Genomic DNA, 24,256 nt, shown 5'->3' with positions numbered 1-24,256 from the left:
GTTCGGGGCTGGTGAGACCTCCATCACGGAATACACGATGCTAGGGCCTGTGTCGAAGGCGGCTGTGCGGCAACGAGGAGGACACATGACGGTGACGAACGGCGCGACGGACGAGTTCCGCGCCGCGCGGGACTTCCTGTTGGAGCACCGTGCGGACTACGCCACGGCGTACGAGGGCTTCGAGTGGCCCCGCCCGGAGTCCTTCAACTGGGCGCTCGACTGGTTCGACGTCATCGCACAGGGCAACGACCGCACCGCCCTGCACATCGTCGAAGAGGACGGCGAGCGCGCCGAGTTCTCCTTCGCCGCGCTCTCCGAGCGCTCGAACCGGGTCGCCAACTGGCTGCGCACGCAGGGTGTACGCGCCGAGGACCGTGTCCTGGTCATGCTCGGCAACCAGGTCGAGTTGTGGGAGACGGCCCTCGCCGCGATGAAGCTGCGCGCCGTGGTCATCCCCGCGACCACCCTGCTGGGCCCCGCCGACCTGCGCGACCGTGTCGAGCGCGGCCGCGTCCGGCATGTGGTCGTGCGCGCCGAGGACGCGGAGAAGTTCGACGACGTGCCCGGTCGCTACACCCGGATCACGGTGGGAGGAGCGCGGCCCGGCTGGCAGTCGTACGAGGAGGCGTACGCGGCCGACGCGAACTTCGAACCCGAGGGTGTCACCCACGCGGACGACCCCCTGATGCTCTACTTCACCTCTGGCACCACCGCCCACCCCAAGCTCGTCGAGCACACCCACACCTCCTACCCGATCGGTCATCTGGCGACGATGTACTGGATCGGGCTCGAGCCCGGCGACGTGCATCTGAACATCTCCTCGCCCGGCTGGGCCAAGCACGCCTGGTCCAACCTCTTCGCGCCCTGGAACGCGGAGGCGACCGTCTTCCTCTACAACTACACGCGCTTCGACGCGGGCCGGCTGATGGCGGAGATGGACCGGGCGGGCGTCACCACCTTCTGCGCCCCGCCCACGGTGTGGCGGATGCTCATCCAGGCCGATCTCACGCAGCTGCGCACCCCGCCGCGCGAGGCCGTCGCCGCCGGTGAGCCGCTGAACCCGGAGGTCATCGAGCAGGTGCGGCGCGCCTGGGGCGTCACCATCCGGGACGGCTTCGGACAGACCGAGACGGCCGTCCAGGTCTCCAACAGCCCCGGCCAGCAGCTCAAGACGGGCTCCATGGGACGGCCCAGCCCCGGCTTCCGCGTCGAACTCCTCGACCCGGTCTCGGGCGCGCCCGGGGCGGCGGAGGGGGAGATCGCGCTCGATCTGTCGGAGCGGCCGGTGGGCGTGATGACCGGCTACCACGGCGACGCCGACCGTACGGCGGAGGCGATGGCGGGCGGCTACTACCGCACCGGTGACATCGGCGCCCGGGACGAGGACGGATACATCACCTACGTCGGCCGCGCCGACGACGTGTTCAAGGCCTCCGACTACAAGATCTCGCCCTTCGAGCTGGAGAGCGCCCTGCTGGAGCACGAGGCGGTGGCGGAGGCGGCCGTCGTCCCGGCCCCCGACGAGCTGCGGCTCGCCGTCCCCAAGGCGTACGTCGTCCTCGCGGCGGGCCACGAACCCGGCCCGGATCTGGCGAAGGTGCTCTTCGAGCACTCGCGCACGGTGCTCGCGCCGTACAAGCGCATCCGCCGTCTGGAGTTCGGCACACTCCCCAAGACCATCTCCGGCAAGATCCGCCGGATCGAGCTGCGCGAGGCCACGGCCGCGGGCTCCGACGCCGAGTACCGCGAGGAGGACTTCCGGTGAGCGCACTTTCCTACGCGCACGGGACCGGTGCGACGACCCTGCTCGGCGACACCATCGGGGCCAACCTGGACCGGGCGGTCGCGGCCTGGCCGGACCGGGAGGCGCTCGTCGACGTGCCGTCCGGGCGGCGCTGGACGTACGCCCAATTCGCCTCTGACGTGAACCAGTTGGCGTACGCGCTGCTCGCCAGTGGGGTCGCCAAGGGCGACCGGGTGGGCATCTGGGCGGTCAACTGCCCGGAGTGGGTGCTCGTCCAGTACGCCACCGCCCGCATCGGCGCGGTCATGGTGAACATCAACCCCGCCTACCGCACCCATGAGGTCGAGTACGTCCTCCAGCAGGCCGGCGTCTCGCTGCTCTTCGCCTCCCTGAGCCACAAGACCAGCGACTACCGGGCGATGGTCGAGGAAGTGCGCGGCAGATGTGCGCAGTTGCGGGAGGCCGTCTACATCGGCGACCCGAGTTGGGACGCCCTGATCGGGCGCGGGACTCCCGGTCGGGCCGAGGAACTCCGTTCGCGCGCGGGCGAGTTGTCCTGCGACGACCCCATCAACATCCAGTACACCTCCGGCACGACGGGCTTCCCCAAGGGGGCGACCCTCTCCCACCACAACATCCTCAACAACGGCTATTTCGTGGGTGAGTTGATCGCCTACGGCGAGCAGGACCGGATCTGCATCCCCGTGCCCTTCTACCACTGCTTCGGCATGGTGATGGGCAACCTCGCGGCGACCTCGCACGGCGCGTGCATGGTCATCCCCGCGCCCTCCTTCGATCCGGCGGCGACGCTGCGCGCGGTCCAGGACGAGCGCTGCACCTCGCTGTACGGCGTACCGACCATGTTCATCGCGGAGTTGAACCTCCCCGGCTTCGCGGCGTACGACCTGTCCTCGCTGCGCACCGGCATCATGGCGGGCTCGCCGTGCCCGGTCGAGGTGATGAAACGGGTGGTCGCCGAGATGCACATGGCGGAGGTCTCCATCTGCTACGGCATGACCGAGACCTCCCCCGTGTCCCTGCAGACCCGCATGGACGACGACCTGGAGCACCGCACCGGCACCGTCGGCCGGGTGCTCCCGCACCTGGAGGTGAAGGTCGTCGACCCGGTGGACGGGGTGACGCGGCCGCGCGGCACCGCCGGAGAGCTGTGCACCCGCGGCTACAGCGTGATGCTCGGCTACTGGAACGAGTCCGAGAAGACCGCCGAGGCCATCGACGCGGGGCGCTGGATGCACACGGGCGACCTCGCCGTGATGCGTGAGGACGGGTATGTCGAGATCGTCGGCCGCATCAAGGACATGATCATCCGCGGTGGCGAGAACATCTACCCGCGCGAGATCGAGGAGTTCCTCTACGCCCACCCGAAGATCGCCGACGTCCAGGTGGTCGGGGTGCCCCATGAGCGCTACGGCGAGGAGGTGCTGGCCTGTGTCATCCCGCGCGACCCGGCCGACCCCCTGACGCTGGAGGAACTGCGCGCCTTCTGCGAGGGCCGGTTGGCCCACTACAAGGTCCCCAGCCGCCTTCAGGTCCTGGAGTCCTTCCCGATGACGGTGTCGGGGAAGGTCCGCAAGATCGAACTGCGCCAGACGTACGCCGAGTAGGGCCTGGCCGCACCGGGGTTCAGGCCCCGGTGGCGACCAGTTCGTCGGCGTGGGTGTTCACCGGCTGGGGAGTGCCCGTGAGGTCGAGGACGAAGAGGGGGATCCCGAGGGCGTCGGCGCGGCGGCGGGCGCCCTCCGCGTAGCCGGCCAGGGAGAAGTAGACGCAGCCCGTGGACTCCGACATGGCCGTCAGCCACAGGCACTCGACATCGCGCAGTGAGGCCGGGCGGACGGTGGGGTCCACCTGCGCCAGCATGCCCCGGGCGGCCAGTCCGATGCCCGACGGGGGGCGCTGGTCCGCCCGGCGGATGTCGCGGTAGCCGAGCCACCGCAGATACAGCGCGGCCGCTGTCACGGCGTCCCGGGCGGTGCGGATCGTGACCGGCTGGAACACCGGGCGCGGTGTCGGGGTGGTGCGGGGGAGCGGGACGTGGTCGGGGATGACGGGGCTTCCCGCCGTGGCAGCTGCCGTACCGGAGGGCGGCTGCGCGGGGGTGTGCGGCGCCGTCTCGGGTTCCGGGTCCGGCTCCAGGTCCGCGGGGACGCCGGTGCCCGGCGTGATCTCCGCGCGCAGGGGGCGCCGTACCCCTCGTACCGGAATGCGCAGCATCGCTCCGCAGGGGCAGCCCAGTTCCGGATGGGGCCACTGGTCCGCGCGGCCGCAGGTGTCGCAGGGGACCGTGACCCAGTCCTCGTCCCAGGTGCGGTGGGTGACCGGGGCGGGATCGGCGAGGCGGTCGAGCGGGGGCGTGACGGGAGCGCCGCACACGCACGGGTACGACGGCGCGGCAAAGAGATGCTCGCGACGGCAGGCCGGACACCGCACCGGCACGCTCTCGGCCATGGCCCACTCCAGGACGTCACGTCGGGACAGCCCGTCCATCGTCCTCCAGGCAGGGGGCCCGCGGCAGCGAAACGCTCCGACAACCCCACCCTCCTTCCGGCGGATCCAGCCGGGTGCGCACCCTTGACGCTCTTCGGCACGCCACCTACATTAATTCCAGATGGTAGAAGTTAATTTCCGCAATGCGGAATCAACGGGAATCACTAGGAATCGCCGGCTCTCCGCGGGGCGCGACGGGAGCACGCATCCGACAGCCGAAGCAGGAGTACTCCATGGCTCGTATGACCGCTGCCCGCGCGGCAGTCGAGATCCTCAAGCGCGAGGGCGTCAGCAACGCGTTCGGCGTTCCGGGCGCGGCGATCAACCCCTTCTACGCGGCCCTCGAGGCCTCCGGGGGGATCAGCCACACCCTCGCCCGCCATGTCGAGGGCGCCTCGCACATGGCGGAGGGCTACACCCGTACCCACCCGGGCAATATCGGCGTCTGCGTCGGTACGTCGGGACCCGCCGGCACCGACATGATCACCGGCCTCTACTCCGCCCTCGGCGACTCGATCCCGATCCTGTGCATCACGGGCCAGGCGCCGACCGCCGTGATCCACAAAGAGGACTTCCAGGCCGTCGACATCGCCTCGATCGCGAAGCCGGTGACCAAGATGGCGGTCACCGTCCTGGAGGCGGCCCAGGTCCCCGGCGTCTTCCAGCAGGCCTTCCACCTCATGCGCTCCGGCCGTCCGGGCCCGGTCCTCATCGACCTGCCCGTCGACGTCCAGCTCACCGAGATGGAGTTCGACCCGGAGACGTACGAGCCGCTCCAGGCGTACAAGCCCGCCGCCACCCGCGCCCAGATCGAGAAGGCGATCGGGCTGCTGAACGGGTCCGAGCGGCCGCTGATCGTCGCCGGTGGCGGTGTCATCAACGCCGACGCCTGTGAACTCCTCGTGGAATTCGCCGAGTTGACTGGCGTCCCGGTCGTCCCGACCCTGATGGGCTGGGGCGTCCTGCCCGACGACCACGAGCTGAACGCCGGCATGGTGGGCCTGCAGACCTCGCACCGCTACGGCAACGCGACCTTCCTGGAGTCCGACTTCGTCCTCGGCATCGGCAACCGCTGGGCCAACCGCCACACCGGCAGGCTGGACGTCTACACGGCGGGCCGCACCTTCGTCCACGTCGACATCGAGCCCACCCAGATCGGCAGGATCTTCGCCCCGGACTACGGCATCGCCTCCGACGCGAAGGCCGCGCTCGAACTGTTCGTCCGGGTGGCGAAGGAACTCAGGGCCGAGGGCCGGCTGCCGGACCGCTCCGCGTGGGCCGCCTCCGCCCAGGAGCGCAGGGCGACCCTCCAGCGCCGTACGCACTTCGACGACATCCCGATCAAGCCGCAGCGCGTCTACGAGGAGATGAACAAGGCCTTCGGCCCGGAGACCCGGTACGTCTCCACCATCGGCCTCTCGCAGATCGCGGGCGCCCAGATGCTGCACGTGTACCGGCCCCGGCACTGGATCAACTGCGGCCAGGCGGGCCCGCTCGGCTGGACGATCCCGGCCGCGCTGGGTGTCGCCAAGGCCGACCCGGAGGCCTTTGTCGTCGCACTCTCCGGCGATTACGACTTCCAGTTCATGATCGAGGAACTGGCCGTCGGCGCCCAGCACCGGATCCCGTACGTCCATGTCCTGGTCAACAACTCCTACCTGGGCCTGATCCGCCAGGCGCAGCGGGCCTTCGACATCGACTTCCAGGTCAAGCTGGAGTTCGAGAACATCAACTCGCCCGAGCTCGGCGTCTACGGTGTCGACCACGTCAAGGTCGTCGAGGGCCTGGGCTGCAAGGCGATCCGCGTCACCGACCCGGCCGAGCTGGGCGCCGCCTTCGAGCAGGCCAAGAAGCTCGCCGCCGAGTACCGGGTGCCGGTCGTCGTCGAGGCGATCCTGGAGCGCGTCACCAACATCTCGATGTCCACGACGAACGACATCGGCAACGTCGTGGAGTTCGAGGAGATCGCGACCGAGCCGGGCCACGCGCCCACGTCCATCAGGACGCTGAAGGTCTGAGGTGCGCATCCCTCACGTACCAGGGGCGGTTCACCGTTCGGGTGAGCCGCCCCTGTGTGTTCCCCCGTGATGTTCCCCCGTGTCCCCGTTACGGGGCCCGCCGCCCCCGTGCCGGCGGGCCCCGTGTGCCGAGAATGTTCCCGTCACCGGGGTGAGTTGAAGCCCCTGGGACGGTGTTCAGAGCTGGATTTGAGGATTGCGTAGCCGGCGTACGTCCACTGGAGTACGTGTCCGAGGCGTGCTCTCAGTCCTCAGGGAGCTCGAGCTCCTCGAATCCCGGCCAGTGGTCGGGGCCGCCGCCCTGCCAGTCGATGATGTCGGTCTTGTCGACCTCGATCTCGTCCAGGTCGACCTCGGCCCGTCGCAGGATCTCGACGACGTCGTCGAGGTGGTAGGCGACACCGAGTGTCTCGTCCCCCGTGGTGACCCTTCGCGAGCCGTCCAGAGCCGGGGCGTGCACGACGATGGTGGGATAGTCCATGCCTTCAGGCTGCTGTGCTCGGGCGTACTCCGCACCCCGGGGGGCACGCCGAGGCGCCGGGTACGGAGTCCGTACCCGGCGCCTCGCCTGGTGTGTGACGGGGACCGCGGCGGCCGCGACGGAACCGGGGCCGGCCTTCCCTCAGGTCGAGAAGGGGGTCCCGGTACCTTCACCACCGCACTGGCTCGCATCCGCCGCGGTCCTCGTCGTGCCCGCGGGTCACCGGCGACCACCCTCTTCGGGATCGCCGGTGACACGCGGGCCGAGCGTCACCGGGCCGACCTCCCGTCTGGCCCGGTGACGCCGTCCGGGGGCGGTCTTCGGGCGGCGCGGACCGCTTCCGCGCCGCCCAGGGCGTCAACAGTTCGTTGAAGTGGGTTCCGGGCGGTGCCACCGCTTGGGCGCGACAGGGCAGGTGTCAGCGACGACACCGCCCGGAAGTCTCAGAGCCGCGCTGAGCGGGTGGGCTCGCGCCCGATGTGACCGTGCCGCGTTCTCTGTTTCAGAGCCGGGCGCCTGAGAGGCGGTCCACGGAACGCAGCAGGGCCGAGTGGTCCAGGCCGCCGTCGCCCTGGGCGCGCAGTGAGGCGACGAGCTGGGCGACCAGGGAGCCCACCGGCAGCGCGGCGCCGACCGTGCGGGCGGCGTCCGTGACGATGCCCATGTCCTTGTGGTGCAGGTCGATGCGGAAGCCCGGCTTGAAGTCGCGGTTCAGGAAGTTGTCCTTCTTCCGCGTCAGCACGGTGGAGCCGGCCAGGCCACCGCCCAGGACGTCGAGCGCGGCCTTCAGGTCCACGCCGGACTTCTCCAGGAAGACGACGGCCTCGGCGCACGCCTGGATGTTCACGGCGACGATCAGCTGGTTCGCGGCCTTCACGGTCTGGCCGGAGCCGTGCGGACCGCAGAGCACGATGGTCCTGCCGAGCGCCTCGAAGATCGGCCCGGCCTCGTCGAAGTCGGCCTGCTCGCCGCCGACCATGATCGACAGCACGGCCTCGATGGCTCCGGCCTCACCCCCGGACACGGGCGCGTCCAGAACCCGGATCCCCTTCGCGGCGGCCGCCTTCGCGAGGTCCACGGAGGTCTGCGGGGTGATCGACGACATGTCGATCAGCAGCGCGCCGGACCTCACGTTCTCCAGGATGCCGTCGGGGCCGTACGCGATGGCCTCGACCTGCGGGGAGGCGGGCACCATCGTGATCACCACGTCGGCGTCCCGCACAGCTTCGGCGATCGAACCGGCGGCCGTACCGCCCGCCGCGGCCAGGCGCTCCAGCTTGTCCTGCTCCAGCGTGAAGCCGGTGACGTCGTACCCGGCCTTGACCAGGTTCTCCGACATGGGGGAGCCCATGATGCCGAGGCCGATCCACGCGATCGAGGGGCGGGTCGGGTGGGAGGAATCTGCGGGGGTGCTGCTCATCAGGGTGCCTCTCTGACTGCTGTGATACGTCCTGCTGCGATACGTCCTGCTGTGATACGTCGATGAGTTGCCGCTCAGCGAGCGGCTCGGGCCTCGGCGGGCAGCCAGTCGAAGGCCTCCGCGCTCGGACGCTCGCCCGGCTTGTACTCCAGGCCGACCCAGCCCTCGTAACCGGCCTTCCTCAGTCGGCCGAGCAGCTCCTCCAGGGGGAGGGTCCCGGTGCCCGGGGCGCCGCGGCCGGGGTTGTCGGCGATCTGCACGTGGCCGGTCTTCGCGGCGTACCGCTCGATCACCGACGGCAGGTCCTCGCCGTTCATGGACAGGTGGTACAGGTCCATGAGGAACCTGGCGTTGCCGAGTCCGGTCGCCTCGTTGACCCTGTCGACGACGGCGACTCCCGCCGGGGCGCTCACCAGGGGATAGAGGGGTGACTCGGGCCCGTTGAGGGTCTCGATCAGGAGGATCGCGCCGATCCGGTCGGCGGCCCGGGCCGCGAGGACCAGGTTCTCCAGCGCGAGCGCGTCCTGCTCGGCCGGGTCCACGCCCTCGACGCGGTTGCCGTACAGGGCGTTGAGGGCCTTGCAGTTCACTGACCGCGCGAAGTCGGTCACCACGTCGATGTTGGCGCGGAACCTCTCCGACTCCGCGCCGGGGATCGACAGTGCGCCCCGGTCCGGTCCGGGCAGTTGTCCGGCGTAGAAGTTCAGCCCCGTGAGCTGGACGCCCGCGTCCTCGATCGCCTTCCTCAGGGCGTCGAGTTCGGACCGCTCGGGGGTGGGGGAGTCGACCCAGGGCCACCACAGCTCGACCGCGGTGAAGCCCGCGGCGGCCGCTGCCGCGGGGCGCTCCAGGAGCGGGAGTTCCGTGAAGAGGATCGACAGGTTGACGTTGAAGCGCTGCTCGGAGGCTGTGCCCCATTCAGAACCCGGCATGTGGCTCGGCGCTCCCTTCCGTATCGAGACCACTTTGAATTCCACATTGCGGAAGTTGATTTCTGCTTAATGGAAGACTGCCGTCGGGTGTCGAGGCTTGTCAAGAGGGGGTTGTCGCCGATCCATGCCGACCTGCGGAAACACCCTTCACCTGCTCTCGTCGCCTGGCGGGCGCCTGCGCGGCGATCGGGAGCCGGATCATGTCCGGGCGAGGGTGGGTGAACGGGACGGGAGGTGTCTTCGTTCAGGTGTGAAGCATGCTTCGCGAAAGGAATTAAGGGAAATCTCATGCGCCGGAGGTGAATTCACCGAGGCGCCGTGCAACGCGCCGCCGTCCCCGGTCAAGAACAACCAAGCCTTCCTCAAGGGGAGGCCAAGGAATTCGCTTGGTGATTTCATCAACTCCCTTGAAAAGCCGCGTGATTCGCATCACTTGCAGTACGGGGAGTGAGATCGGACGGAGAGTGAGACCGACACAGAAACCCCCAACTTCCCCTACGGTCCGACATGCGCTGCCACCATCGGTGAACGGCCCTCGGGTTCACCGGACGCCGACGTCGATCCATGTCTTCCGTTGGAACTTGACCCCCGTTTATGCTGACGCGGTTCGCTATCGGAAAGTCATCTGTGATTTTTCAGTAGAGAGAGACACGACGTTGAGACGCAGCAGGACGCAGCAGATGGAGACAGGCGCGTTTCCCGACGACGCCGACCAGCAGGCGAACGTCTCAACGATGTCGAGCACGTCGGCGTGCTGTGGCCCGTGCGGCTCGGCAAGGAACGGCAGGTCGGTTCCGTCCCCGCCGCCAGTACTGGCGTAGGCAGCCAGATCCAGGTCGTGGCCACCTCTACCGGATCCCTCCAGGTGGCAGAACCCCAGCTGCGGCAGAGGCGCTTGTGTGCCGCTCTCGGCGATCGTCCCGCGCGGTACCGCCAACCAGCTGTGGGGTCCGCCGATGGACGGCGCGGACATGCTCATCTCCACCCGTGTCGGCGCCGTCCAGCGAATAGCCCGGGAAGCCCCCACCGCCCCGCGCCCGGACCGTCCCGAATACCTCCGAGCCATACCCCCGCCGGACCCGAAAAGCCTGCGTACCGGAGCGGGCCGGGATCTCGGCCGGCACGTCAGTAGCCCCAACCACCCCGTCACACCGTTCGTTTGACAGCCCCCTACCCGGCCTGGCGCGCCACCCCTGTCCAGCCCGCCGCGCCTTTCCACTCCTGAACGGGCATCACCTGTGCCGGAGCGGCCGCGGAGTTCGTGCGGAGAACCGCTCTTTCGGACCTTGGAGAACTCTTGAGACTGAGACCTAGGGCACGCACATCCATCGCTTTGACGGCTGCCGCATTAGTGGTCACCGGCCTGATACCGGCGGCCGCGCCGGCACTCGCCGCCGAGGCGCAACCCGCACCGACCCCCGAACCATCCACCCCGTCCGCGCCACCCTCCCAGGTCGACAATCCGGGCAAGAAGCTCGGCACAGGCTGGAAGACGTCCAAGGACCGGGCGGTCACGAGCGCGGCCGACACCGACGGCTTGAAGATCCTGGTGGCCGACTCCGCGAAGGCCTACGCGTGGAAGACGGTCGCCTCGTTGTCGGAGCCGACGGTGTCGGCGGACACGTGGATCGGCAACCAGTGCGTGATGGACGCCGATCACATCGCCGCCGTGTACGCGCCCCGCTCGTTCACGAACGAGCCCGACCTGATGCAGGGCGGCGCGTTCGCCGCCATCGTCGACACCACCACCGGCCAGGTGGTGAAACTGCCGTTCACCGCTTCGCTCGCCTACTTCGACCCGTCCTGCAACACGGTCAAGCACACGGCCGCGTTCACCGCCTTCCGCGGCATGAACGACCCGGCGAAGACGAAGACCCGGGTAGTGACCGTCAACACGGCGGGCAGGACGATCGGTTCGGCGGCGACGGCGGGTGAGATCACCGGCGCGATACCGGTCAAGGACGGCTCGATCGGCGGACGCGGGCACGCCCTGGTCCACATCGACAGGGCGGGCAAGGTGACGACGCTCGCCACCGCCGACAGCGTCCCGTTCGACATCCGGCCCACCGCGAACGGGCACGTCGCCTTCCTCGACCACAAGGGCGACTCCACCGCGCACGCCAAACTCTGGCCCGGGAGCGGCGAGCCCTCCGTGATCGCCTCCGGCAAGCTCGGCGACGTGGACCTGCGCCAGGGTGCCGAGGGCCGGGTGTTCCTCACCGGCGAACCGTCCGCCACCGACCTGAAGGACACGGACGTCACACTCCTCGACGCGCCCGCGGAGACGGACGTCTCCACCCTGGGACGCCTCGCGGTCGACCCCGTGCTCACCCCCGGCGTCCGCCGCGGCCTGGCGCGGATCAAGGACGCGGGCCAGAACTTCACGAAGAGCAGCCCGGGGCCGGAGGGCACCGTGGAGGGCGCGCCGGACACCATGGGCGGCGACGAGCCGACCACCGTGACATCCACGGCCACCACGACCGAGGCCAAGCTCACCCAGTCGGTGGCGGAGCCCACCGCCGCCGGGGGAAGCACCTCCGTGTCCCCCGCACTCACCGGCGCCGCCGCCTCCACCCCCCTCACCACCACCGACACCGACTCCCGGGCCCACGACCCGGTCGACACCGACCGCTGGTGCTCGGTTCCCCGCAACGACGTCGACTCCCAGGCCCTGCAGCCCACCCCGAACCAGGTCGAGTGGGCCGTCGACATGGCCGTACGCGGCGATCTGCGCTCGAACTGGATCACCCAGGGCGGCTGGCGCGACCAGATCGGGCTGGGCACCATCGACCCTCAGGGCCTCTTCCCCATCCCCTCGCTGACCGGCGGCGGCCGTATCCCGGCGAACGTGCTGCTCGGCGTGATGGCGCAGGAATCGAACCTGTGGCAGGCCGAACCGGGCTCGATCCCCGGCCAGATGGGCAACCCGCTGGCCTCCTACACCGGTTTCTACGGTCACTCGGGCGACGACCCCGCCGGCTACTGGCAGATCAACTGGGCGAAGTCCGACTGCGGTTACGGCGTCGGCCAGGTCACCGACGGCATGCGGCTCGCGGGGCACGAGAAGGCCGGCGAGACCGCGCTGCCCGCGACCACCCAGCGCGCGGTCGCCCTGGACTACACCGTGAACGTCGCCGCCTCGCTGTACATCCTCGCGGACAAGTGGAACGAGCTCCACGAGTCGGGACAGACGATCACCGTCAACAACGACAACCCGGCCAAGCCCGAGAACTGGTTCGCCGCCCTGTGGAACTACAACCTCGGCTTCAACAAGAAGGCGGACGAGGGCACCAACGGCAACTGGGGCCTGGGCTGGTACAACAACCCCGCCAACCCCGTGTATCCCCCGTCCCGGTCGGCCTTCATGAACACCGACATCGACCCGACCGCCGCCAAGGACGCCGCGCATCCGCAGAACTGGCCGTACGAGGAGAAGACGCTGGGCTGGGCCTCCTGGTCCATCGACACCGGCTACTCCTACGCCACCTCCGGCCGGCAGGACTGGCCGGGCGAGTCCGGTTTCTCGTCCGCCGGATTCCGCCCCGCCTACTGGAACGGCACGGCCGATCTCTACACCGTCCCAGGCAGCGCGAAGTACAACCGTGCGCACGCCACGCCGTCGCTCGACACGTTCTGCAACTCCAAGAACAACTGCGACTCCGCCAACCCGCCCGACTGCCCCGACGCGGCCTGCTACACCCAGTACTGGTGGCACGAGTCCAACGTCACCTGGAAGAGCGACTGCGCCACCACCTGCGGCTTCGAGAACATCAAGTACCTGAGTCTGGTCGCCGAACCGGGCCGCGGCACCCGGCTCCAGCACGGCACCCCGATCTGCACCAACGAGGGTCTGCCCGCGGGCACGCTGCTCGTGAACTCCGTACCCGACAACACGAACACCTACAGTTCATGCGGTTCGACCGGCACCGACGACGGGAGCTTCGCGTTCACGTTCAACTCCAACGGCACGTCCGGTCCCGGTCTCGGGCAGTACGAGGCGAAGGGGGACCTGTACCAGATAGGCGGCGGATACGGCGGCCACTTCTGGTACGCCCACACCCGTAATGAAGCCCACCTCGGGGACGGGGTCGACTCCAACGGGAACAAGGTCGACGGGCTCATGACGGTCAAGGGGACGTGGACCCTCGGCCAGAACCTGGACGGCTGGGCCCGGGTGTTCGTGCAGGTGCCCGACACCGGCGCCCGTACCCAGCAGGCCCACTACGTCATCCACGGGGTGGACGGCGGCGACCGGGACCGTTATCTCAACACCCACTACGGCGCGAACACCTGGGCCGAACTCGGCGTCTATCACTTCACCGGGACGCCCCAGGTGGAGCTCTCGAACACCGCCGACGACGGCATCGGCGACGATGACGTGGCGTTCACCTCGGTCGCCTTCCAGAAGCTCCCGGGCAAGCCGCAGCACATGGTCGTCGCCATGGGCGACTCCTACACCTCGGGCGAGGGCTCGGGAGACTACTCCAGCGAGTCCGACACCTCCCACGGCACCACCGGGTGGAACGCCTGCCGACGCGGCGCCAACGGCTGGAGCCGCAAGCTCCTCCTGCCGTTCCAGGCCACATCCCTCGGTGACCTCTCCGACGCCCACTCCACGGTCGCCGACCTGCAGAACGTCAGTTGCTCCGGCGCGTCCACCTGGAACGTGCGGGGCAAGGACATCACGCAGAACGACGCGGACGTGCACCCCTCCGCCTGGGACGACCCGAGCAAGCCGCAGACTCAGGGCCAGTTCCACGAGATCGCACAGATCGACTCCGGCGTCCTCAGCGACGACACCACCTTGGTCATGCTCACCATCGGCGGCAACGACGGCGGCAACTTCACCGACGCCATCACCAAGTGCTATCTCGTCGGCGTGTGCGACAAGGACGACTACACGGCCAAGATGAACACGGCTGTCGACGCGACCGGGAGACTCCTCGACGAGATCAGCCAGAAGGCTCCCCACGCCCAGATCGTCCTCATGGGCTACCCTCACCTCGTCGCCGACGATCCCTGTCTGACGGCCGACTTCGACACGCTGAACGCCCTCGCCGACGAGCTGCGGGACAAGCAGGCCGCCAAGGTCGCCGAGCTGAAGAACCAGGGGGTCAAGGTGGCGTTCGCCGACCCGATCAGCGCCTTCCACGGCCATGGCATCTGTGGCAGCGACGAGTGGATCAACCGCATCGTGGCCGGACCGAACGGCGACGGCGACTATCACTCGGGCGATCCGGCCAATCCGATTCCGTGCATTCCGCTCACCGGTATCTGCGCCAGCCTGGAGTCGTTCCACCCCAAGGACCGGGGTACCACCGCCTACTCCGCGGTGATGGACCAGACCCTCGCCGACATCGGATACACGGGCGGCCAGTGATACGCACCTCCAGTTCCACGCCGGTCACGGGGCGGGGCGCCCGCGCCGTGACCGGCGGCTGCCTGGCCGTACTGGCCGCCTTGATCCTCGTCCTCGCAGCCGTCCTCGCCTGGACGGCGTACGCGTTCCACCGGGCCGGCACCGGCAACGCGGACCGCCGTACGGAAGCACGGGCCGCGGTGGAGCAGCAGGCCCGGCAGGCCGCGTCGGTGACCGTCCGGGCGCTGACCGCGGCGCGGGCATCCGTCAGCGGCACGGCCGCGCAGGACATCATGCTGCGCGAAGGGAGAGACCCCGGCCCCGGCCGGGGCACGCTGGCGCCGGACCTCGTATTCGACCGGGCCACGGGCAGGCTGACCGCCGTCACACCGTTCTCCAGCGTGTACGAGGTGCGCCCCGCCCTGTGGGGAGCCGTCAGCACGGAGTCGGAGACCCGCTGCTACGCCTTGGTCTTCCGGCGCGACACGGGCACCTGGCGGGCCGCCGTCACCGCTCGGCCCGACGCGGACTGCGCGCGGCGGCAGCCGGTCACCGACGCGGCCCAGGCCGCCCAGAACGCCCTGCGCACCCTCGTCCGACCGGCCGCCACCCGCGCGCGGGTCCAACAACTCCTCGCACCGGTCGGCAGCGCCGCCGACCACTACGCCTACGACGTGACCACCGTGACCCGCCGGGGTACCACCGTCACCGTCATCGCCCTCGTGCACGCCGCCGGACAGCAGCAGTGCTACCGGTTCGTCCGGATCACCGATTCCCACGACAGCGACTCCGTCACCACGCTCCCCGTGGCCGCCGCGCACTGCGACGGCTGAGCGAGCGGCTTGGCGACGTGCGGGGCGGAGCGATGTCCTGGTCGGTTAGGGTCGCCTCGTGGCGGACGAAGCGACTCCGTCCCAGTCCGGGTAAAAGTGCAGGTCAGAGGCGCATTCTGGGGGAACAGTGCGATTGAGAGTGGAGTTCACGACCGAGCCCTTCGACCTAGACGAGGCGCCCCGGCACGCGCTGGTCGCCCGTGAGGTCATCGAGGCGGCCGAACTGGACGCCGTGGACGTCGGCCCGTTCGGCAACACCGCCGAGGGGGGCGCGGACGCGGTGCTCTCCGCGGTCGACGCACTGCTGCGCCGGGCTCTGGAGGCGGGCGCCACCAGGGTCTCGCTGCAGGTGAACGTGGTCGGGGAGGGGGATAAGTGACCGGTATCGGGGACGACCCCTTCGTCGCGGCGGTCAAGCCGCTGGTCGACGCCATGGGGGGCGAGATGGTGGCGCCCGACCAGGCCGGCCCCGACGATGTCGTGCTCTCCTGGGAGGGTGCGGACGTGGTCGCCGTACGGCTGCCGCAGCTGGCCGACTCGCTCGATCACATCCTGGCCGCCCTGGAGCGCAAGCACGGCAAGCCGCTGGCCGACCTCGACCGCAAGACCAAGCAGGAGGTCGTGCGGGTGCTGGAGGCCCGCGGCGCCTTCTCGGTGCGGCACGGGGTGGAGACGGTGGCGAGCGCGCTGGGTGTCAGCCGCTTCACCGTCTACAACTACCTGAACCGGGAGAAGCAGGCCTGAGCGCGGGGCGGTTGTAACCTCGATTTTTCAACAAAGTGTTGACGTGGTGTTCTCGAAGGCGTTAGCTGGCCGCAGCCCGTCCAGCACAAGGCCACGGAGGCATCCCGTGACTTCGAGTACGACACCCGGCGGCCTCGCCCGGTTCAACGCCCTGGAGGAGCCCGCGGCCCACGCCGCCCTCCACGAGGCGTGCGCCTCGACGGCCTGGGTGCGCGCCCTGCTCGCCCGCCGCCCGTACGCCACCCCCGACGACCTCTTCGCCGCGAGCGACGCCGCGATGGCCGAGCTGACCGCCGCGGATCTGGCGGAGGCGATGGCAGGGCACCCGCCGATCGGGCGGCCGAAGCCCGGGGACCCGACCTCCTCCAGGGAGCAGCGCGGCATGGCCGGCGCCTCCGCACAGCTCAAGGAGGAGATGCTCGAACTGAACCTGGCGTACCAGGAGAGGTTCGGCCATGTCTTCCTGATCTGCGCCACCGGCCGGACCGGTGAGCAGATGCGCGACGCGGTCAAGGAACGGATCGGCAAATCGCCCGAGCGGGAGCGGGAGATCGTCCGCTCCGAACTGGGCAAGATCAACCGCATCCGGCTGACCCGTCTCGTGGAGGAGGAGAACGCATGAGCACCGACACCACCGCATCCGTGTCCACGCACATCCTGGACACCAGCGTCGGACGCCCCGCCGAGGGCGTCGCCGTCAGGCTCGCGGCCCGCGGCGGCCGCACGGCGGACTGGCGGGAGCTCGGCGGCTCCGCGACCGACGCGGACGGGCGGTGCAAGGACCTCCCGGCGCTGCCGGAGGGGACGACCCACGTACGGCTCGACTTCGAGGTCGAGGCGTACTTCGAGAAGAAGCAAGCCGATGCGCAGCAGGACGCCCCCGCGAATCGGGACAGCGGTGCGAGCGGAGTGTTCTTCCCCGAGGTGACGATCACCTTCGCCGTCAGGCCGGGCGAGCACCACCACGTACCGCTGCTGCTCAACCCGTTCGGCTACTCCGTTTACCGAGGGAGCTAGCAGACATGACCGACAATTCCCGAAGCGGCCGCCCTGTGATCCTGGGGCAGAACCAGTACGGCAAGGCCGAGAACCGCGTCGTGAGGATCACCCGCGACGGCGGCACGCACCACATCAAGGACCTGAACGTGTCCGTGGCGCTGAGCGGCGACATGGACGAGGTCCACTACTCGGGCTCCAACGCGAACGTCCTGCCGACGGACACCACCAAGAACACGGTGTACGCCTTCGCCAAGGAGTACGGCATCGAGTCCGCCGAACAGTTCGGCATCCACCTCGCCCGGCACTTCGTGACCTCGCAGGAGCCGATCGGGACGGCGCGCATCCGCGTCGAGGAGTACGCCTGGGGGCGCATCGAGACCTCCGACGCCGGCTCCGGGTCCATCGGCGCCGACGACGTCAGGCACTCCTTCGTACGCAAGGGCCAGGAGACCCGGGTCACCCAGATCACCTATGACGGCTCGTCGTGGGAGGTCATCTCGGGGCTGAAGGACCTCGTCGTGATGAACTCGACGAACTCCGAGTTCTGGGGCTATGCCAAGGACAAGTACACGACGCTCCCCGAGGCGTACGACCGCATCCTGGCCACCCAGGTCTCCGCCCGCTGGCGCTTCAACTGGACCGGCGACGAGCAGAAGATGCCCGACTGGGAGAAGTCCTACGACCAGGTCAGGAAGCACATGCTCCAGGCCTTCGCGGAGACCTACTCCCTGTCGCTGCAGCAGACCCTCTACCAGATGGGCTCGCGGATCATCGACAACCGCGGCGAGATCGACGAGGTCCGCTTCTCGCTCCCCAACAAGCACCACTTCCTCGTCGACCTGGGGCCGTTCGGGCTCGAGAACGACAATGAGGTGTACTTCGCGGCCGACCGCCCCTACGGACTGATCGAGGCCACCATCCTGCGCGACGGCTGCGAGCCGCACATCCCGGTGGACCTCACCAACCTCTGAGCCACCTGCTGAGCCACCTTCCGAGCCAACCTCCGAACCCACCTGAGGCCTTGGCGAAGGTCCCCTCCTTCGGCACCCGTGGCGTCGACAGCCGCGGCACTCAAACCTCCCAGGGTCCTGCCGTGCCCACCCCTCGAAACGAAGAAGGACGCACCATGGCAGCATCGGCGGAAGACCGGCGCATCGTCATCGAGAACTGTGCGATCGCGACGGTGGACGCGGGCGACACCGAGTACGCGTCGGGGCATGTCGTCGTCGCGGGCAACCGCATCGAGTCGCTCGGCGCGGGCAGGGCCCCGGAGGGCCTGGAGAACGTCGTACGCCGTATCGACGCCACGGGCCACCTGGTGACCCCCGGCCTGGTCAACACCCACCACCACTTCTACCAGTGGATCACCCGGGGCCTGGCCACCGACCACAACCTCTTCAACTGGCTCGTCGCGCTCTACCCGACCTGGGCGCGCATCGACGAGCCGATGGTGTCCGCCGCCGCGCAGGGCTCCCTCGCCATGATGGCCCGCGGCGGTGTCACCGCCGCCATGGACCACCACTACGTCTTCCCGGAGGGCTCCGGCGACCTGTCCGGCGCCATCATCCGGGCCGCCCGCGAGATGGGCGTCCGCTTCACCCTCGCCCGGGGCTCCATGGACCGCAGCGAGAAGGACGGCGGGTTGCCGCCTGACTTCGCCGTCGAGACCCTCGAAGGCGCCCTCGCCGCCACCGAGGCGACCGTCGACGAACACCACGACCCCTCCTTCGGCGCCATGACCCAGGTGGCCGTCGCGCCCTGCTCGCCCTTCTCCGTCTCCACCGAACTCATGCGACAGGGCGCGGAGTTGGCCCGCCGCAAGGGCGTACGGCTGCACACGCACGGCTCGGAGACCGTGGAGGAGGAGCAGTTCTGCAAGGAACTGTTCGGCATGGGCCCGACCGAGTACTTCGAGTCCACCGGCTGGCTCGGCGAGGACGTGTGGATGGCGCACTGCGTCCACATGAACGACTCCGACATCGCCGCCTTCGCCCGTACGAAGACCGGTGTCGCCCACTGTCCCTCGTCCAACGCCCGCCTCGCGGCCGGTATCGCCCGCGTCCCCGACATGCTCGCGGCCGGCGTCCCGGTCGGCCTCGGCGTCGACGGCACCGCCTCGAACGAGTCCGGCGAACTCCACACCGAACTGCGCAACGCCCTCCTCATCAACCGCCTCGGCGCCCACCGGGAAGCCGCCCTGAACGCCCGTCAGGCGCTGCGCCTGGGCACCTACGGCGGCGCCCAGGTCCTGGGCAGGGCGGCGGAGATCGGCTCCCTGGAGCCGGGCAAACTCGCCGACCTCGTGCTGTGGAAGCTGGACACCCTCGCGCACGCCTCGATCGCCGACCCGGTCACCGCGCTGGTCTTCGGCGCGGCGGCCCCGGTCACGCTCTCACTCGTCAACGGCGAGCCGGTGGTGGAGAACAGCCGGCTCCTGCACGTCGACGAGGACGCCATCGCCCGCGCCACGCGGGAAGAGGCACAGCGCCTCGCGCGGATCACCGCGCAGGCCTGACCGCCGTACGCGATCTCCTTGGGCCGTAAGGCACTTGGACCCGTCCGGCACTTGATCTCCGGCCGAGGGGGACGGCCCTCGGCCGGTAGCCGTGGACCCGAGCGGGGTCCATGGCGGCCGTCTCCGGGGCGTGCATGGACGTGCGCGCCCCGGAACGGTCTCCGCTCTCTTCGAACGGCTTCCGTCATGGTGGTCGCGATGACGCGCATCCGCAGCCGGGACGACAGCCGGGACGACGACGAGGTCCCGGCCCCGACGGAGCCGGGCGAGGAGATCGCGCACCGGCACACCGGTCCCGGCCCCGCGCCGACGGGCGCGTAGCGGACCGGATCCGGCTCCGCACCCCGGGGGCCGGGTCTCGGTCTCAGCCGATGTGGTAACTGTCCCCGTACACCTTCCAGTCCAGTGGCGGATCCAGATTCAGGTTCCGCTTCTGCAGGAACACCCGCTGCTCGGTGTCGACCCGGGTGGTGTCGGAGTGGGCCTCCTCCTGCTTCATCGCCCAGACGCGCGCGTCGAGGAAGGCGTTCAGATACGTCACCTCGTTGCCGCCCTGGGCCGGCGGCTTGGCCTTGGCCAGGGCGCGCCTGCGGATGTTGCTGAAGCTGGTGCTGTCGGTGCCGTCGCCGTGCATCACGATGGCGTCGTAGTAGGCGAACTGGCCGAGGACACCGATGCCGTCGGTCTTGCCCTGGGCGACGGCGGGGTTGAAGTAGACCCGGTCCCGCTCGTCGTTCTGGGCCTGCTGGAACGCCGAGTCCTGGGCGGCCTTGCGCCAGTCGGCGGGGAAGCCGGGGTCGAGGCCCTGGTGCGAGTCGCTGCCGTTCACCTGGCGCAGGGCGGGCAGGTACTTGGCGAGGACATTGCCCGGCTTGCGCTGCGTGTACAGCTCGACCAGGTCCAGCATGTCGCCGGTGCCCGAGCAGAAGCCGATGATGCCGGCCGTGTAGCCGCGCCCGTCACCGATGTCCTCGATGTACTTGTACTGAGCCTTCCAGTCCAGTGAGGAGTTCTCCGCGCTGGAGACCAGCTTCATGGCGATCTCCTTCTTCGCCGGGTCGTCCAGACCGCCGGCCGCGGCGGCCTGGGACTGGGTCGCGAGGAGCGGGCCTGCCACCAGCGAGGCTCCGATCAGGGTGAGCAGTGTGCGCCGTGAGGTGTGGAGCTGGGGACCTGTGTGGGGGGTGTGCACGGTACCTCCGATGAGGGGAGTGTTGCGTCCACTTACTGTTAGGAAAGTTTCCTACCAGAGATTGCAGTCGGCGTACACCCGTGCAACGGGACCGAGTTGGCGCTCCCTCCATGGCTGCCGGGTGCCCCTGGGGCAGGGGCTGGGCCGGCAGTCCTGGTCAGGACCGGTCACGAGGGGAAAGGCGCGTCATCGAGGGCTCGGGCCTAGCGGTGGAGACGTGCGGGACGTGTCCCCGTTCCGGCCGCAGGATCGCCGCCGCCAGGACCAGGGCCACCATCGCGATCCCCGCGGCCACCGTGAACGCCAGCCGGTAACCCTCCGCCGTGGCCGCCACGGCCCCCTCGCCCCCGCCGGTCAGACGCTCCGTACGACTCGCCGCCAACGTCGTCAGCACGGCCAGCCCCAGCGAACCACCCACCACCTGCGTGGTGTTGAAGAGCCCGGAGGCCAGCCCCGCGTCCTCCTCCCGGGTGCCCGTCATGGCGAGCCCCGTCACCGCGGGCATCGCGGCCGCGAAGCCGACGGCGAGCAGCAGCATCGCCGGCAGTACGTCGGCGACGTACGAGCCGTCGGCCGGGACCCGGCTCAGCAGGGCCATGCCGCCGGTGATGAGAACGAGCCCGGCGAGCAGTACGCGGTACGGTCCGAACCGGGCGATCGTCCTCGCGGACAAGGTCAGCATCAGCACCCCGATCGCGATCGGCGCCGGAAGGAACGCGGTGCCGGTGGCCAACTCGCTGTACCCGAGGACGCGTTGGAGGTAGAGCGCGCCGATGTACTGGAAGCCGAACATGCCCGCGACCATCATGATCTGCACCCCGTTCGCACCGCTCAGGGCGCGGGAGCGGAAGAGCCGCAACCGCAGCAGCGGACGCGCGGCCCGCGCCTGACGCAGGACGAAGCCGACGTAGAGGCCGAGAGCGACCACGGCCAGGGTGAGCGTGGTACCCACAGCCCGGTCGCCGGCACCGACGATCGTGTACACCGTCAGCATCAGCGCACCCGTGACCAGCGCCGCGCCCTGATAGTCGGCGCCCTTGCCGAGCCCGGCGCCCTCCTCCGGGGCGAGGATCCGGATCGCGGCGACCCACGCCACCACTCCGATCGGCAGGTTGATCAGAAAGATCCAGTGCCAGCCGACCGTCTGGGTCAGCGCCCCGCCGAGGAACGTGCCGAGCGCTCCGCCCGCCGCGCCGACAGCGCTGAACACCGCGATGGCTCGGGCCTGTTCACGCGGTTCGGGGAAGAGCGCGACCAGCATGCCGAGGACGACGGCCGAGGTCATCGCCCCGCCGACACCCTGCAGCGCGCGGGCCGTGACCAGCAGGCCCCGGCCGGTGGCGAGCCCGCACAGCACGGACGCCGCCGTGAACACCGCGAGCCCGGCGGTGAACATCCGCCTGCGCCCCACGAGGTCACCGAGCCGGCCCACGAGCAGCAGCAGTCCGCCGAACGGGATCAGATACGCGTTCACCACCCAGGCGAGCCCGGGCCCCGAGAACCCCAGATCACGCTGGATCGCGGGCATCGCGACGGTGACGATGTTCCCGTCCAGGACCGTCATCAGGGTGCCCGCGCACAGGACCACGAGCGAGGACCAGCGGGAGTACGTTCGGGGGAGCGGCGGCTCGGCCGGTGACTCGGTCCGGGACGGCATGACGACGACCTCCAGGTAGGCGATGTGTTTCCATAGGTGCACGACTTGTAACGGGGTACATCGTGAGTAACCATGGAGATCGGCATAAGGAGGCAACTCAATGTCCCAAGGGAACACCGGTGTTACCCCGCAGGTCGTGCACGCGCAGGCGTGCCCGGTCCGCGAGGTTCTTGACAGGGTCGCCGGGAAATGGAGTGTGCAGATCATCGTGGCCGCGGCACACGGCCCGATCCGCTTCACCGAACTGGAGCGCAGCATCGACGGCATCAGCCGCCGCATGCTCACCCTGACGCTGCGCAATCTGGAGCGCGACGGACTTCTCACCCGGACCGTCCACCCGACGGTCCCGCCCAAGGTCGAGTACGAACTCACCCCGGTGGCCCACGAGTTGCATGCCACCCTGCTGTCGCTGACGGACTGGGCCGAGCGGCACCGCGTCACGATCGCCGAGTCACGCGCGGCCTACGACGCCCAGCACAGCCCGGAGCTTCTGGACGCCTAGAGCCTGTCCGACGGATCATGCCGCCGGCGGTCGCGGAGAAGGGCCGTCAGGCCCGCCGGGGTGAGGCGAGCACATACCGCGCTCCCGTACGCGGCTCCGTGTGCTCGCCGACCTGCCAGCCCGCCTTCTCCAGCGTGGCCGCACAGGCCCGCAGTGCCTCGGCGTCCGGCTCGCGCACGGCGACGGCCTCCGGCTGCGGAGTCGCCCGCACCCGATAGCCGGGCCCTTCCGCCGCCGCGGGGCGGTGCCCGGCGGCCTCCAGGGCGAGCGCGGCGGCCTGCACCAGATGCGTACGCTCCCACCCGCACGGACGGTCCACGGCCCCGTCCCGGCTGGTCATCCGCCGCAGCTCCAGCAGCCCTTGCCAGGCACTGTGCACCTCCCGCAGCCGAGAGGGTCCGCCGGCGGGGCCCTCCTCGCCACCGATCCGCGCGGCGAACACGCCCGAGTCGGAGGGGGCGGCGGGAGTCTCAGGGGCCGTCGGCGGCTCGGGCGTCTCCCGTGTCCGGTGCCCGGCGGGCGTCAGAAAGTGGTCGTGCGGCGGCCGCGGATGCCGGAAGGCCAGCCCCCGCTTCACCAGCGCGGTGAGCTGTGCGTCCGTCCCCTTCAACCGCCCGGTCACCGGATCCGCCGCATCGATGACCCGCCGCTGCGCGACGGTCGGCGGTCGTGTCATGACGGTTCCCCTCTCCGTGCGTCAGCCGCCGGTTGTCGGTGGCCGAGCGCGCAGTCGAAGACTACGACGGGGGTCTGACATTCCAGCCCGCGACGACATGCCGCCGATGCTCGGTGCTCAGCCGGCTCACCGTCCCGGTGGCGAGCTGGAACAACGCGCCGTCCGAAGCCCGCAGCCCCAGCCGCCGCGCGGTCAGCACCCGCAGAAAGTGCCCGTGGGAGAAGAGGACGACACTGCCCTCCGCCTCGGCGAGCGCCGCGTCGACCTTGGCGAGCATCCGCTCCGCCCGTGCTCCGATCTGCTCCGGGCTCTCCCCGGGATGCTCCGGCGGCCCCGGCGCGACACCGTCGTCGAACAGGAACCAGTCGGGCCGGGTCCGGTGGATCGCCACGGTCGTGACGCCTTCGTACCCGCCGTAGTCCCACTCGCACAGGTCCGCGTCCACCCGCGCCCCCTCGACCCCGGCCAGCCGCGCCGTCTCCAGGGCCCGCCGCATCGGGCTCACGAACGCCGCCGCGATGCGGTGCGAGGCGATCAGCGGGGCCAGCCGCTCGGCCTGCTCGCGACCGTTCTCCGTCAGCGGGATGTCGGTCGACCCGGTGTGCCGCCCGGACAGGGACCACTCGGTCTCGCCGTGCCGCACGAGGAGCAGGTCACCCATCGCAGACACCCTTCT

General features: G+C 69.8%; 22 protein-coding genes. 13 read left to right on the top strand and 9 right to left on the bottom strand.

All coding sequences use genetic code 11. The features are described 5' to 3' along the window. Window positions 1-85: 85 nt before the first annotated feature. A complete protein-coding gene (locus OG568_RS12720; protein ID WP_329531557.1) occupies window positions 86-1,765 on the top strand; it encodes an AMP-binding protein in 1,680 nt (559 codons plus the stop codon). Further along, a complete protein-coding gene (locus OG568_RS12715; protein WP_329531556.1) occupies window positions 1,762-3,369 on the top strand; it encodes an AMP-binding protein in 1,608 nt (535 codons plus the stop codon). Before OG568_RS12720 ends, OG568_RS12715 begins: the two co-directional genes overlap by 4 nt. Window positions 3,370-3,388: 19 nt before the next feature. On the opposite strand, the gene OG568_RS12710 is transcribed toward OG568_RS12715, so the two are convergent. Beyond that, on the bottom strand, window positions 3,389-4,252 hold the full coding sequence (locus OG568_RS12710) for a hypothetical protein (RefSeq protein ID WP_443077628.1): 864 nt from the start codon (window positions 4,250-4,252) through the stop codon (window positions 3,389-3,391). A 233-nt stretch (window positions 4,253-4,485) separates the two neighbouring features. Here OG568_RS12710 and gcl point away from each other — a divergent pair, with 233 nt between their 5' ends. Further along, complete coding sequence (gene gcl, locus OG568_RS12705) at window positions 4,486-6,270, top strand: glyoxylate carboligase (RefSeq protein WP_329531555.1); 1,785 nt, start codon at window positions 4,486-4,488, stop codon at window positions 6,268-6,270. A gap of 244 nt (window positions 6,271-6,514) precedes the next feature. On the opposite strand, the gene OG568_RS12700 is transcribed toward gcl, so the two are convergent. From OG568_RS12700 to OG568_RS12685, 4 genes are all read right to left on the bottom strand, one after another. Continuing rightward, complete coding sequence (locus OG568_RS12700) at window positions 6,515-6,751, bottom strand: hypothetical protein (RefSeq protein WP_266429076.1); 237 nt, start codon at window positions 6,749-6,751, stop codon at window positions 6,515-6,517. A gap of 502 nt (window positions 6,752-7,253) precedes the next feature. Then, window positions 7,254-8,171, bottom strand: a complete 918-nt coding sequence (locus OG568_RS12695) for a 2-hydroxy-3-oxopropionate reductase (protein WP_329531554.1) — start codon at window positions 8,169-8,171, stop codon at window positions 7,254-7,256. Between the two features lie 74 nt (window positions 8,172-8,245). After that, entirely contained in the window at window positions 8,246-9,103 is an 858-nt protein-coding gene (locus OG568_RS12690) for a TIM barrel protein (protein ID WP_329531553.1), read from the bottom strand. Between the two features lie 610 nt (window positions 9,104-9,713). Beyond that, entirely contained in the window at window positions 9,714-10,076 is a 363-nt protein-coding gene (locus OG568_RS12685) for a hypothetical protein (RefSeq protein WP_329531552.1), read from the bottom strand. Between the two features lie 360 nt (window positions 10,077-10,436). On the opposite strand from OG568_RS12685, the gene OG568_RS12680 reads away from it, so the two are divergent. The 9 genes from OG568_RS12680 to OG568_RS12640 all read left to right on the top strand — a co-directional run bounded on the left by OG568_RS12680 (window position 10,437) and on the right by OG568_RS12640 (window position 19,874). Further along, window positions 10,437-14,483 carry an SGNH/GDSL hydrolase family protein gene (locus tag OG568_RS12680; protein ID WP_329531551.1) on the top strand — a complete coding sequence of 1,349 codons (4,047 nt, stop codon included), beginning with the start codon at window positions 10,437-10,439 and terminating at the stop codon, window positions 14,481-14,483. Further along, window positions 14,480-15,295 carry a hypothetical protein gene (locus OG568_RS12675; RefSeq protein ID WP_329531550.1) on the top strand — a complete coding sequence of 272 codons (816 nt, stop codon included), beginning with the start codon at window positions 14,480-14,482 and terminating at the stop codon, window positions 15,293-15,295. The genes OG568_RS12680 and OG568_RS12675 overlap by 4 nt, the downstream gene beginning before the upstream one ends. A 127-nt stretch (window positions 15,296-15,422) precedes the next feature. Beyond that, window positions 15,423-15,674, top strand: coding sequence for a hypothetical protein (locus OG568_RS12670; protein ID WP_266429057.1), 252 nt, complete (start codon window positions 15,423-15,425; stop codon window positions 15,672-15,674). Continuing rightward, a complete protein-coding gene (locus tag OG568_RS12665; protein ID WP_266429055.1) occupies window positions 15,671-16,039 on the top strand; it encodes a helix-turn-helix domain-containing protein in 369 nt (122 codons plus the stop codon). Before OG568_RS12670 ends, OG568_RS12665 begins: the two co-directional genes overlap by 4 nt. 106 nt (window positions 16,040-16,145) lie before the next feature. Beyond that, window positions 16,146-16,661, top strand: a complete 516-nt coding sequence (uraD, locus tag OG568_RS12660) for a 2-oxo-4-hydroxy-4-carboxy-5-ureidoimidazoline decarboxylase (protein WP_329531549.1) — start codon at window positions 16,146-16,148, stop codon at window positions 16,659-16,661. Next, window positions 16,658-17,056 (top strand): hydroxyisourate hydrolase, encoded by a 399-nt coding sequence (uraH, locus tag OG568_RS12655; protein ID WP_329531548.1) that lies wholly within the window; start codon window positions 16,658-16,660, stop codon window positions 17,054-17,056. The genes uraD and uraH overlap by 4 nt, the downstream gene beginning before the upstream one ends. Window positions 17,057-17,061: 5 nt before the next feature. Further along, window positions 17,062-18,009, top strand: coding sequence for a factor-independent urate hydroxylase (gene pucL / locus OG568_RS12650; protein ID WP_329531547.1), 948 nt, complete (start codon window positions 17,062-17,064; stop codon window positions 18,007-18,009). Between the two features lie 155 nt (window positions 18,010-18,164). Further along, window positions 18,165-19,553 (top strand): 8-oxoguanine deaminase, encoded by a 1,389-nt coding sequence (locus OG568_RS12645; RefSeq protein ID WP_329531546.1) that lies wholly within the window; start codon window positions 18,165-18,167, stop codon window positions 19,551-19,553. 198 nt (window positions 19,554-19,751) lie between these two features. Continuing rightward, complete coding sequence (locus OG568_RS12640; RefSeq protein WP_329531545.1) at window positions 19,752-19,874, top strand: hypothetical protein; 123 nt, start codon at window positions 19,752-19,754, stop codon at window positions 19,872-19,874. 43 nt (window positions 19,875-19,917) lie between these two features. Here the strand turns inward: OG568_RS12640 and OG568_RS12635 are convergent, their stop codons facing one another. Both OG568_RS12635 and OG568_RS12630 read right to left on the bottom strand, forming a co-directional pair. Then, window positions 19,918-20,745: a chitosanase gene (locus OG568_RS12635; protein WP_266429041.1), complete on the bottom strand. Its 828-nt coding sequence runs from the start codon at window positions 20,743-20,745 to the stop codon at window positions 19,918-19,920. 157 nt (window positions 20,746-20,902) lie between these two features. Beyond that, window positions 20,903-22,309 (bottom strand): MFS transporter, encoded by a 1,407-nt coding sequence (locus OG568_RS12630; RefSeq protein ID WP_329536340.1) that lies wholly within the window; start codon window positions 22,307-22,309, stop codon window positions 20,903-20,905. A gap of 193 nt (window positions 22,310-22,502) precedes the next feature. On the opposite strand from OG568_RS12630, the gene OG568_RS12625 reads away from it, so the two are divergent. Next, window positions 22,503-22,904, top strand: a complete 402-nt coding sequence (locus OG568_RS12625; protein ID WP_266587228.1) for a winged helix-turn-helix transcriptional regulator — start codon at window positions 22,503-22,505, stop codon at window positions 22,902-22,904. Between the two features lie 46 nt (window positions 22,905-22,950). Here the strand turns inward: OG568_RS12625 and OG568_RS12620 are convergent, their stop codons facing one another. Together OG568_RS12620 and OG568_RS12615 are read right to left on the bottom strand one after the other, a co-directional pair. Next, entirely contained in the window at window positions 22,951-23,580 is a 630-nt protein-coding gene (locus OG568_RS12620; protein ID WP_329531544.1) for a hypothetical protein, read from the bottom strand. A 61-nt stretch (window positions 23,581-23,641) separates the two neighbouring features. Continuing rightward, window positions 23,642-24,241, bottom strand: a complete 600-nt coding sequence (locus OG568_RS12615; RefSeq protein ID WP_329531543.1) for a histidine phosphatase family protein — start codon at window positions 24,239-24,241, stop codon at window positions 23,642-23,644. Window positions 24,242-24,256 lie beyond the last annotated feature (15 nt).

Source organism: Streptomyces sp. NBC_01450, from assembly GCF_036227505.1.
Classification (GTDB): Bacteria; Actinomycetota; Actinomycetes; order Streptomycetales; family Streptomycetaceae; genus Streptomyces.
Note: the sequence above shows the minus strand (reverse complement) of the source record. Positions and strands in the feature narration are given on the sequence as shown.

Bases quoted from the DNA above. Each gene is read 5' to 3' on its own strand.
- OG568_RS12720 (WP_329531557.1), top strand. From the start codon at position 86: ATGACGGTGACGAACGGCGCGACGGACGAGTTCCGCGCCGCGCGGGAC.
- OG568_RS12710 (WP_443077628.1), bottom strand. From the start codon at position 4,252: ATGGACGGGCTGTCCCGACGTGACGTCCTGGAGTGGGCCATGGCCGAG.
- gcl (WP_329531555.1), top strand. From the start codon at position 4,486: ATGGCTCGTATGACCGCTGCCCGCGCGGCAGTCGAGATCCTCAAGCGC.
- OG568_RS12700 (WP_266429076.1), bottom strand. From the start codon at position 6,751: ATGGACTATCCCACCATCGTCGTGCACGCCCCGGCTCTGGACGGCTCG.
- OG568_RS12695 (WP_329531554.1), bottom strand. From the start codon at position 8,171: ATGAGCAGCACCCCCGCAGATTCCTCCCACCCGACCCGCCCCTCGATC.
- OG568_RS12690 (WP_329531553.1), bottom strand. From the start codon at position 9,103: ATGCCGGGTTCTGAATGGGGCACAGCCTCCGAGCAGCGCTTCAACGTC.
- OG568_RS12685 (WP_329531552.1), bottom strand. From the start codon at position 10,076: ATGTCCGCGCCGTCCATCGGCGGACCCCACAGCTGGTTGGCGGTACCG.
- uraH (WP_329531548.1), top strand. From the start codon at position 16,658: ATGAGCACCGACACCACCGCATCCGTGTCCACGCACATCCTGGACACC.
- pucL (WP_329531547.1), top strand. From the start codon at position 17,062: ATGACCGACAATTCCCGAAGCGGCCGCCCTGTGATCCTGGGGCAGAAC.
- OG568_RS12645 (WP_329531546.1), top strand. From the start codon at position 18,165: ATGGCAGCATCGGCGGAAGACCGGCGCATCGTCATCGAGAACTGTGCG.
- OG568_RS12640 (WP_329531545.1), top strand. From the start codon at position 19,752: ATGACGCGCATCCGCAGCCGGGACGACAGCCGGGACGACGACGAGGTC.
- OG568_RS12630 (WP_329536340.1), bottom strand. From the start codon at position 22,309: ATGACGGTCCTGGACGGGAACATCGTCACCGTCGCGATGCCCGCGATC.
- OG568_RS12625 (WP_266587228.1), top strand. From the start codon at position 22,503: ATGTCCCAAGGGAACACCGGTGTTACCCCGCAGGTCGTGCACGCGCAG.
- OG568_RS12620 (WP_329531544.1), bottom strand. From the start codon at position 23,580: ATGACACGACCGCCGACCGTCGCGCAGCGGCGGGTCATCGATGCGGCG.
- OG568_RS12615 (WP_329531543.1), bottom strand. From the start codon at position 24,241: ATGGGTGACCTGCTCCTCGTGCGGCACGGCGAGACCGAGTGGTCCCTG.